At 75.2% G+C, this 9,902-nt stretch carries 8 protein-coding genes and 1 pseudogene; 3 read left to right on the forward strand and 6 right to left on the reverse strand.

Annotated elements, in window-relative coordinates; translation table 11 throughout:
* Window positions 1-105: 105 nt before the first annotated feature.
* Complete coding sequence (locus ADK60_RS17455) at window positions 106-1,533, reverse strand: sulfatase family protein (protein WP_053647085.1); 1,428 nt, start codon at window positions 1,531-1,533, stop codon at window positions 106-108.
* Window positions 1,534-2,031: 498 nt separating this feature from the next.
* On the opposite strand from ADK60_RS17455, the gene ADK60_RS17460 reads away from it, so the two are divergent.
* Window positions 2,032-2,697, forward strand: coding sequence for an HAD family hydrolase (locus tag ADK60_RS17460; protein ID WP_234371126.1), 666 nt, complete (start codon window positions 2,032-2,034; stop codon window positions 2,695-2,697).
* Between the two features lie 61 nt (window positions 2,698-2,758).
* On the opposite strand, the gene ADK60_RS17465 is transcribed toward ADK60_RS17460, so the two are convergent.
* The 4 genes from ADK60_RS17465 to ADK60_RS17480 all read right to left on the reverse strand — a co-directional run bounded on the left by ADK60_RS17465 (window position 2,759) and on the right by ADK60_RS17480 (window position 6,221).
* Window positions 2,759-3,442, reverse strand: coding sequence for a phosphonatase-like hydrolase (locus ADK60_RS17465; protein WP_053647087.1), 684 nt, complete (start codon window positions 3,440-3,442; stop codon window positions 2,759-2,761).
* Window positions 3,443-3,478: 36 nt separating this feature from the next.
* Window positions 3,479-4,600, reverse strand: coding sequence for a TIGR03364 family FAD-dependent oxidoreductase (locus ADK60_RS17470; protein ID WP_053647089.1), 1,122 nt, complete (start codon window positions 4,598-4,600; stop codon window positions 3,479-3,481).
* Between the two features lie 137 nt (window positions 4,601-4,737).
* Window positions 4,738-5,250 carry a pyridoxamine 5'-phosphate oxidase family protein gene (locus ADK60_RS17475; RefSeq protein ID WP_159394164.1) on the reverse strand — a complete coding sequence of 171 codons (513 nt, stop codon included), beginning with the start codon at window positions 5,248-5,250 and terminating at the stop codon, window positions 4,738-4,740.
* A 236-nt stretch (window positions 5,251-5,486) separates the two neighbouring features.
* Window positions 5,487-6,221: a phosphatase PAP2 family protein gene (locus ADK60_RS17480; protein ID WP_353651754.1), complete on the reverse strand. Its 735-nt coding sequence runs from the start codon at window positions 6,219-6,221 to the stop codon at window positions 5,487-5,489.
* A 472-nt stretch (window positions 6,222-6,693) separates the two neighbouring features.
* Between ADK60_RS17480 and ADK60_RS17485 the strand changes: the two genes are divergently transcribed.
* Complete coding sequence (locus ADK60_RS17485) at window positions 6,694-8,205, forward strand: GAF domain-containing protein (protein ID WP_053647091.1); 1,512 nt, start codon at window positions 6,694-6,696, stop codon at window positions 8,203-8,205.
* A 52-nt stretch (window positions 8,206-8,257) separates the two neighbouring features.
* On the opposite strand, the gene ADK60_RS17490 is transcribed toward ADK60_RS17485, so the two are convergent.
* On the reverse strand, window positions 8,258-8,761 hold the full coding sequence (locus tag ADK60_RS17490; RefSeq protein WP_079008455.1) for an SsgA family sporulation/cell division regulator: 504 nt from the start codon (window positions 8,759-8,761) through the stop codon (window positions 8,258-8,260).
* Between the two features lie 455 nt (window positions 8,762-9,216).
* On the opposite strand from ADK60_RS17490, the pseudogene ADK60_RS17495 reads away from it, so the two are divergent.
* Window positions 9,217-9,902: pseudogene (locus tag ADK60_RS17495) on the forward strand (hypothetical protein); the annotation flags it as partial.

A 9,902-nucleotide genomic window follows, 5' to 3' on the forward strand; every position in this document is an offset into this window, starting at 1 on the left:
GGGCTTGGTGGTCGACACGGGGTTCCTCGTCCGGTCGGGGCCCGGGGCGGCGGACGGCCCCCGCCCCGGGCCGTGGGGGGCGGGGGGCGGGGGCGGGGTGCGGGGTCAGGCGGCCCGGTCGGCCGCCAGCTGCGCCGCCAGCGCCGGTACGCCGAGCGCCTGTTCCTGCTGCGGCGTGGCCTGGTACAGCAGGTTGGTCAGCTGGTACGGATCGGCGGCGAGGTCGTAGTACTCGCGGAACTTCACCTCTCCCGTCCCGGACACCGTGCCGTTGGCGTCGGTGTGCAGCGCGTAGTACTCGGTGTACTGCTTGTCCGCCGCCACGTACGAGGACCAGGTGGGCGGTCCGCCCGCCGCCGTGCCCTGCTTCCACCACTCCACCAGCAGGTGGTTCCTGCTGTACGCGGTGAGCAGCGAGCGGCCGTCCTGCGGGGTGTCGGGGGTGATCCCGGCGGCGTCCAGGATGGTCGGGGCGACGTCGATGTTGGCGACGAGCCGGTGGTCGCTGGTGCCCGCGCCGAGCCCGCCGGCCGGCCAGGACAGGTAGAACGGCACCTCGTGCGCCGGGGAGTAGGGCACGGACTTCTTGATCCAGCCGTGGTCGGCCCAGGTGAAGCCGTTGTCGCCGAGGTAGATGACCAGGGTGTTGTCCAACTGCCCGAGTGCCACCAGCTTGTCGTGGATCGCCTGCACGGCGTCGTCGACGGAGAGCAGGGTGCGCAGCTGCTTGGTCCGCACGGCCTGGCCGTCGGCGAGGGTGGCGGTGGCGTCCCGGATGTAGCCGGGCTTGTCGCTGCGGTCGGCCTCCGGCACCGACGGGCGTCCGTTCCACGGCGGGACGACCGTGTCCGCGTACTTGGGGGCGGGCACGTTGGGCGCGTGCGAGGCGTACGGGGTGACGTAGGCGAACCACGGGCGGGAGTCGGTGGCGGCCTTGTCGAGGAAGGCCAGGGTGCGGTTCTTGACGATGTTGGTGGTGTAGCCGGGGAGGGTCTGGACGGTGCCGTCGATGTTCCAGCTGGCGTCGTTGTAGGCGGGCTGGAGCAGCGCCCACTCCTCGAAGTGCGGCGGATTGTCCGCCAGGGCCCAGGAGTTGAGGTACTTGCCGAACAGTCCGGTGCGGTAGCCGGCCTCCCGGAGGTAGCGCTGGACGGTGGTGTGCTGGTCCAGGCTGTGCGAGGCGCCGTTGTTGCGCACGCCGTGGTTGTGGGCGTAGCGGCCGGAGAACACCGAGGACCGCGAGGGCGCGCAGAGCGGCGTGGTGACGTGGCCGCGGGTGAAGCGGACGCCGTGGCCGGCGATCCAGTCCACGGTCTGCGGGGTGGCCCACTCGGTCTGCTTGGGCTGGTCGTCGGTGACGATCAGCAGGATGTTCGGCCGGCCGGCACCGGCCGCGGCGGCCGGGGCGGCGGCCGCCACCTGGAGCGCCGCCGGGGCGGCGGCGGTGGCCGCCACGGCCGCGGCGCCGGCGAGGAAGCCCCGCCGGCCGATCGCGGAATTACCGTTCGGCTCCGAATCACCGATCTCGCTCATTGCCTTGCCTCCATACTGGTCGATGATTCCGGAACACCGGGCAGGGGAATTCCCCACGGGTGTCACCGGAATTCATTCACGGGGAGGCGGACCACCGGTCGAGGCGACGTCGCACCCGCGCCCCGGACTGAATTCACGGGTACGGAGACTCGCCGGAGATCCGCGGCGAACACCTCGGGGAACCTCACCGACCTGCACGAACGGTGCGGGTGCGAGCCACCCCGGGAAGGTCCGACGCGCTGCGGCCGGTCCCCGTCCACCCGCCCGGGGACCGCCGCCGACTCACGCCGGAGCGGCCGTACAGAGGGCGCTCGCGAGCCGTCCGAAATCGACGTGCCGGCGAGCAGCCAGGAACTCTCCAGCTGCCATGCGAGCGACTTTAGGAGTTCCCGGCGAGCGCTGGCAATACCCGGGCGCTTTTGTGTCGGCGCCGTTTCGGAGATCCGGCCGCAGGTTTCCGCTCGCCGACACCCGGGCCCCCGCGGCTATCCTCCGACGGTGATCATTCCTGCGGAGCCGGTACGGCTCGTCATCTTCGACTGCGACGGCGTCCTGGTGGACAGCGAGCGGATCGCGGCCCGGGTGCAGATCGGCCTCGGCGCCGAACTCGGCTGGCCGCTCACCGAGGAGGAGGTGGTGGAGCGCTTCATCGGCCGCTCGATGGCCTCGATCGACGAGCAGGTCGCCGAGCGGCTCGGCCGGGAGACCGCCGACCGCTGGTGGGCGGAGTTCGTGCGCCGGCACGCCGAGGAGGTGGACGCCGGCCTGGAGCCGGTCGACGGCCTGCCGGAGGCCCTCGACGCGATCACCCTGCCGACCTGTGTGGCGTCCAGCGGCTCGCACGAGAAGATGGCGCACACCCTGGGCCGCACCGGGCTGCACCACCGCTTCGCCGGCCGGATCTTCAGCGCCACCGAGGTCGCCCGGGGCAAGCCGGCCCCCGACCTCTTCCTGCACGCGGCGCGGCGGATGGGTGTGCCGCCGTCGGCCTGCGCCGTGGTCGAGGACAGCGCCCCGGGCGTCCTGGCCGCGCGCGCGGCCGGCATGCGGGCCTTCGGCTACGCGGGCGGCCTCACCCCCGCCGCCCGGCTGACCGGCCCGGACACGGTGGTCTTCGAGGACATGCGCGAACTCCCCGCCCTACTGGCCCCGGTCGGGCCGTAGAACGGGGAGTCAGGACATCCGGGCGGGGCGCGCCTCGCGTCGCGCCCCGCCCGGGTCCGGCTCAGCCGACCGGCCCCAGCAGGGCCGGCAGCTCGGCGACGGACTTCAGCACGTGGGTCGCGCCGTCGGCCCGCAGCCGCTGCTCGTCGTGGGCGCCGGTGAGGACGCCCGCGACCACCGAGGCACCCGCCCGGACGCCGGTCAGCATGTCGTAGCCGGTGTCGCCGGCCACCGCGATCTGCCGGACGGAGTCGGTCCCGGTGCGCAGCAGCGCGGCGAGCGCGAGGTCCGGGTAGGGGCGGCCCCGGCCGGCCTCGGCCGGGCAGAGGGTGAGGTCGGCGATGTCCTGCCAGCCGAGGGCGGTCAGGATGCGGTCCTGGGTGGCCCGGGAGAAGCCGGTGGTGAGGACCACCTTGCGGCCCTGGCCGCGGAGTTCGGCGATGGCCTCGGCCGCGCCGGGCAGCGCCTCGCAGTGGCCGGCCTCGACGAGGTCGTGGTACGCGGCCTCGAACGCGGTGTTGGCCCGCTGGGCCTTCTCCTCCTCGCCGAACAGGTGGCGGAAGACCGAGATCTTGGACTCGCCCATGGTGGCGCGGACGTGCTCCAGCATGGTGGCGTGCTCGGCGCTGCCGGTCTCGACCCCGAGCGAGCCGGCGGCGGCCCCGAAGGCCCGCTCGACCAGGCCGTCGTCGGCCACGGTGGTGCCGGCCATGTCCAGGACGACCAGGCGGATGTCGTTCGACATGTTCAATTCCTTCGACAGACTTACGGGTTGGCGGGCTTACAGGTTCGCGAGGTCGGCGGTGGCCTCGGCGATCGCGGGCGAGCAGGTCATGCCCCGGCCGCCGGGGCCGGTGACCAGCCAGACGCCGTCGCGGACGCGCTCGCGGTGGACCACCCGGGTGGTGTCGACGCACTGCGCGTAGACGCCGGCCCAGCGGCGGCGGACCCGGGGCAGCGGGCGGCCCAGCAGCTCCTCGGCCACGCCGACCAGGTGGTCGTACGGGTCCTCGACCACGTCGAAACCGAAGGGGTGGTCGTACTCGTGGGTGTCGCCGATGGTCAGACCGCCGTCCCGGCGCTGGACCATCAGCAGCTGCATCTTGTGCTCGGCGGCGACCGGCGGCTGCGGCTGGACCTCGCGGAGGTGGTCCAGGGCGCCGCCGGCGAAGGCCGGGTAGTAGCGGAAGGAGTCGCCGTCGGCGACCGAGGTGGTCAGCGGCTCGTCCAGCGGGTCGGTCTGCATCATCTGCAGCCGCACCTTGCGGACCGGCAGCTCGGGCGCCAGCTCGCGGACCAGGCCGCCCAGCCAGGCTCCGGTGCAGAGGATCACCAGGTCACCGGTGTGGACGTCGCCGTGGTCGTCGCGGACGGCGTGCTCGCCGATGACGTCGCGGACCTCGCGCCCGGGCAGGAAGGTGTACCGGCCGGTGGCGGTCAGGGCGGCGCGCAGCGCGGGCTGGGCGGTGCGCGGCTCGACGGCGGCGTCCCGCTCGCACCACAGGGCGCCGAGCAGCTTGCCGCGCAGGGCCGGGTTGGCGGCCCGGGTCCGCTCGGCGTCGAGCAGCCGGTAGCCGCGCGCGGCGGCGTCGGGCAGGGTCAGCGCCTGCTCGGCGACCGCGAGTTCGGCCTCGGTGCGGATCGCGGTGAGCGAGCCGTTGGCGCGGAAGCCGAGGTCGGGGACCTGCCCGCCGATCCGCTCCCACAGTTCGCGGGCCCGCAGCGCGGTGTCCAGCTCCTCGCCCTGTGCGCGGCCGCTGACCCAGACCAGGCCGAAGTTGCGCACCGAGGCGCCGCGCGCCTCCGCCTCGCGCTCCAGGTGGACGACCTCGTGGCCGCGCTCGACGGCCTGCCAGGCGTGCATGGTGCCGAGCACGCCTGCTCCTACGACGATGACTCTCATGCGGCCAGGCTGGTGCCGCCAGATGTCCGAGGGGCGTCCGAGTGGCGGACCGCAGATGAACCGACCGAAAAGTTGTACAGCCAACATGGCGCCCGCCGGCTCTCGTCACAGCTCCCGGACGGGCGCCCCGGCCGGAGTCAGCGCCGCACGGCCGCCCGCAGGTAGTTCCGCCGGCCGAACTTCGGCTCGTCCACCGCCGTCAGCGCCTCCACCTGGAACCGGTACAGCGCCGCCGCGCCCCCACCGGTCAGGAACTGCCGCCGCACCTCCTCGTCCTGCGCGAAGGCCGGGTACCGCGCCTGGTACGCGGCCAGCGCCGACTCGGCCTGCCGCCCCCACGCCTCGCCCGCGCTGCCGGTCAGCTGGAGGCCGCGCAGCTGCTCGCCGAAGACCGGCGGCGGCAGGAACACGGTGGCCGCCGCCCTGGCCTCCTCGGCCAGGTGGTGGCTGTGCCGGGTGGCACGCTCGCTGACGAAGTAGAGGACGAGGTCGTCGTCGTAGGCGAAGAAGGCGAGGTTGGCGTGCGGGCCGTGCTCATGGCCGGCCGTCGCCAGGGTGAGCACCATCGCCTCGGCCAGCAGGCCCTCGACGCCCTTGCCGAGCTCCTCGGCCGGCCAGTCCCCCTGGGTGATGTCGAGTCGGTACGGCATGAGCAGCACTTCCCTCCACTGGCACGCCCGGCGCGCGGCGCCCTGGCACGACTGAGCCGGGCGGGTGCCCCCGTCGGGGGCCGCCGCGCCCGGCTCACATGCTCTTCCCCGGCACCCCTGCCGCACAAGGGTCGGGACAGCGTCCGGCCTGCCGGTTCCGTACCGCCCGGTACCGCCCAGTGCCGCCCAGTCCCGCCCAGTGCCGCTCGGTACCGCCCGGCCCCGCCCAGAGCCGCTCAGTCCCGCCGCACCCCGACCGGCCGGCCCGGGCCGGCGACCGCCGCCGCGGCCCCCGCGCCCAGCAGCGGCCGCAGCGGACCGGTGCGGGCGTGCGCCACCAGCGGCCCGGCCCGGCCGGCCGCGAGCACCAGCGGCACCGCCACCAGCACGCCGACCACCGCCCCCACCAGGACGTCGTGCGGATAGTGCACCCCGACCCAGACCCGGGAGGCGCCCATCAGTACGGCGGCCACCGCGGCCACCGCGCCGATCCGCCGATCGACGAGGAACAGCGCGGCGGCCGCCGCGAAGGCGATCACGGTGTGGTTGCTCGGGAAGGACCAGTCACCGGGACCCGGGCAGCTCTCCAGGGTGTCCCGCACCCGCAGCTGCGCGCACGGCCGGACCTCCTCCACCAGCCCCTTGAAGCCGGAGTTCACCACGTAGGCGAGGAGCACGACCGGCGCCGAGGCCAGTACCCGGGCCATCACCGCCGGCCCGCCGTCGCGCGCCCGCCACCAGGCGGCGAGCATCAGCAGCGCGAAGAGCCCGAGGCCGAGCAGCGACCAGAGCTCGACCAGCCGGTCGAGCCAGTGCGGCGCGGCCTCCGCCCAGCCGACCACCCGGCTGTACAGGCCGCCGGAGACGCCACTGCCGTCGTACACGGCCAGCTCGTGCACCGGCAGGCCCTGCACCGGCAGCCTGTGCACCGCCGCCTCGTGCACCGCCGGGGCCGGGACCACTGCCGTCACCGGGCGGCACCGGTGCGACGGCGGGCCCGCCGGTCACCGAACAGTTTGCAAACAATCGGGAGCATAGGGACAACTACTACCAGAACGGCGATCGGCACCGGACAACGGTCGATACCGGGCGCGCCCGAGCCGGACCGCCGTCCACCCCCGCACCGCCACCGTGACCAGCATTCGGACACGCGCCCCTGCCACGCATCCGTGCGCCGGGCGCGCACCCCGCAGGCCCCGCGCGCCCGCTTGCCGCCGCCCACCTCGACCGCCCCGGAACCGGGCGCCTGCCCACCGCTCCCGGCCCCCCGTCACACCCCTCCCCACCCCCGGCCGGACACTCCCGGTCATTGGCATGTCCACTCGCATACCGTCGGGTATTCCGAGTTGGCAGACCCCATCCCCAGGAACGGGTGGCGCCCGTACTCTTTCGTCAGCGCGTCGGCCCCGGCGCGCCCTCGAACGGCGGCGAGGAGCGAACCGAGTGCGGCAGCCAGGACGGCAGACCCGACGACCCGAACGTCGTACTCCGCAGACCGCGGCGGAGCTGGCCAAGGTCCACGAGCGCGCCCTCGCCGAGGCCGCCGCCCGCGCCGCCACCCGCGAGACCACCCCCGACGACCCGTCCCTCTTCCAGCCCCGCCCCGAGATCGGCGACTCCTGGGAACGGCTGCGCCGGCTCGGCCTGGACCCGGACGCGGGCGCCGCCGCCGTCCACCTCGGCCCGGCCGAGATCGAACACCGCCGCCGCACCAGCGGCCTCGACCCACTGCTCCCCGTCCTCCGCGACACCCTGCTCGAACAGTCCGGCCAGCCCCCGCTGATCCTCGCCATCGCCGACGCGGACGGCCACATCCTCTGGCAGGAGGGCGAGCGCGGCCTGCGCCGCAGCGCCGACCGGATCGGCTTCCTCACCGGCGCCCGGTGGATCGAGGAGAGCGTCGGCACCAACGGGATCGCCGCCGCCCTGCGCGCCCAGCGCCCGATGCAGGTCCACTCCGCCGAGCACTACCTGCGCAGCCACCACTCCTGGACCTGCGTCGCCGCCCCCGTGCACGACCCCGGCACCGGCCGGCTGATCGGCGCGATCAACCTCAGCGGCCCGGCCCACTCCGTCCGCCCCTACCTGCTCCAGCTGACCGCCACCGCCGCCAAGCTCGCCGAGACCGAGCTGCGCGCCCGCCGCCTCGAATCACTGCATCACCTGCGCACCCTCGCCGCCCCGATGCTGGCCCGGGTGAACGGGCCCGCCCTGGTCGTCGACGCGGCCGGCTGGACGGCCGCCGCGGCGGGCCTGCCGCCACCGGCCCGGCTGCGACTGCCCGCCGAGGGCTGGAGCACCACCGCCGTGCACTGGCTGCCCAGCCTGGGCGAGTGCGTGATCGAGCCGCTCGCCGACGGCTGGCTGGTCCGCCCGGTCCCGCTCCGGAACACCGCCCCGGTGGTAGCCGGGACCCCCGACGACCCCGACGACCCCGACGGCCCCGGGGTTCCCGCCGAGCTCGGCGGCCTCGGCGGACTGCTCGCCGAACAGGCCGAGGGCGCCCGGGTCCGGCTCGACCTGCGCCGGCCGGGCAGCCCGGCGCTGTCGGTGCACGGCGCGGCCGGCAGCTGGTCGCACGCGCTCAGCCCCCGCCACGCCGAACTGCTGCTCCTGCTCGCCACCGAACGGAACGGCCTCAGCGCGGCCCAGCTGGCCGACGCGCTGTTCGGGGACCCGGCCAGGACGGTGACGGTGCGGGCCGAGCTGTCCCGGCTCCGCCGCCACCTGGGCGGCCTGCTGGCCCACCGGCCGTACCGCTTCGCCGAATCGGTCCTGGTCGGCGTGGCCGGACCGGAGGACCCGTACGACCTGCTGCCGTCCTCCTCGGGCCCGGCCGTGCGCAGGCTCCGCGCGGGACTGGCGGGCGGCACCGTCCGGCTCCCCGGCCCGCCGCCCTCACCGGGCCGGCTGCCGGCTCCGCGAACCGGCCGGGTCCCACTGCCACCGGCCTGAGCACGCCACCGGTCCGGTCGCCGTCCGCCGGCCCGGGGTGCCCGCCCCGGGCTCAGCGGCCGCCGGAGAGCAGCTCGGACAGCTCGGCGTCGCTCGGCCCGTGGGCCCGCTCCGCCTCCTCCGAGACGAGCGCGTACGTGCGGTCCAGCCAGGCCCGGACCTTCGGCTTGGAGACCTCCAGCAGGGCGCTGCCGTGCGGTGATTCCAGCGCCAGGTGCAACGTCGAGCCGTGGCACGGACAGTAGGCCGGCCACAGCTTGACGTCGCCCTGACCGCTCAACGAGCGCAGGCCGTCGCGCAGCAGTTCGCGCGAGAACACCCAGTCGGCCTCGTCCGGCCGCCCCAAATGGAACGTCAGCAGCACCTCGTACGGGCGCGCGGCGTCGAACCGGAACCGCGTACGGACCTCTCCGACCACCTCCTCGCCCAGCGAGATCCGCAGGGACAGCACCTCCTCCACCGCCGCCGGAGCGGCGGTGGAGCCTGCCTCTTCGCCGCCCGTGGGGGTAGCGGCGAGAGGGGCACTGGAGGGTGCTGGCAGCGGGTCGGGCGGCATGACGGTCTCTCCGGGACGGCGTGGAATGCCCCCAGACTGCGCCACCGCGCGACGGACCGGCAAGGGTTGCAAGGGGGTTGCAATAATCCCCGAACGCTCCCGGGATCCCTTACCGCCCTTGTCAGACGGACCGTCAACTTCCGCTGGTCAACGGGTTGTCCACGGATTTGATCCATTCGCTCCGGGCTCTGGCCACCGCCCGGGTGCCCGCTGCTACGCTCGTCCCCCTGCCGGCGCACGCCCGCGCGCGCACCCGGTGGACTCCGCACGCGCGGCCCCGGGGGGACAAGCTCGGGCCGGGCCCGGACGCATCCCGGACGACGCTCCCCGATCGGTTCCCGGTCGGACCGGCCGTACCGGGCGGCCGGCCGCCCGGTCGGCAACACCGGTGCCGCCGTCGGTACGTGGGAGAATACGGCGACCGCAACGGTGACTTCAGGGGAGGGAGGGGTCCGGTGGGTCCGTCCGAGGACACCGGGCAGGACACGGCGTACCCGCACGACCGTTACCGCACCAGGCACGGCCGGCACGGACGGCCCGGCCCGTTCGGCGGCCGGCTGCGACTGCCCACCCTGCGGTTCTCCGGCGCCGCGATGGCGATGTCCACCGTCGTGGGCATCAGCATCGCCACCACCCTGCTGCTCAACGAGCAGCAGGGCGTGGGCCGCCGGGCCGGGGTCGCCCGGGTCGGCTCCAGCGCCCCGCCGCCCAGCCCGGCCGTCGACCCCGACAGCAGCCCGGGTACCGCCTCCGGCGCCACGGCCGGTCCTGCCTCCGGCACCACGGCCGACCGGGAGACCGACACCTCGACCGCCACCGCGGGCCGTCCCCCGGCCACCCCGGCCGTCCCCGTGCCCGGCCCGACCGGCCCCAACGAGCCGAACGGCCCGACAGCCGGTCCGCGTCCCGCCACCCCGGCCGCGCCCCGCGGCGACTCCCCCACCGGCGTACCGCTCGCCGAGGGCCCGCCGCCCCGGCACGGCGTGACCGGCGAGCCCGCCGGAGGACACGGCACCGGCACCGGCACCGGTACGAGCACCGGTACGGGCACCGCCGGCGACGGCCGGGACACCCTCGCCGCCGGGCAGCCCGCCGAGGAGCAGCCCGCCTCCCGCAACGCCGACCGGCCGACCGCCGACCG

Source organism: Streptomyces sp. XY431 (genome assembly GCF_001279805.1).
GTDB classification, from domain to species: domain Bacteria; phylum Actinomycetota; class Actinomycetes; order Streptomycetales; family Streptomycetaceae; genus Kitasatospora; species Kitasatospora purpeofusca.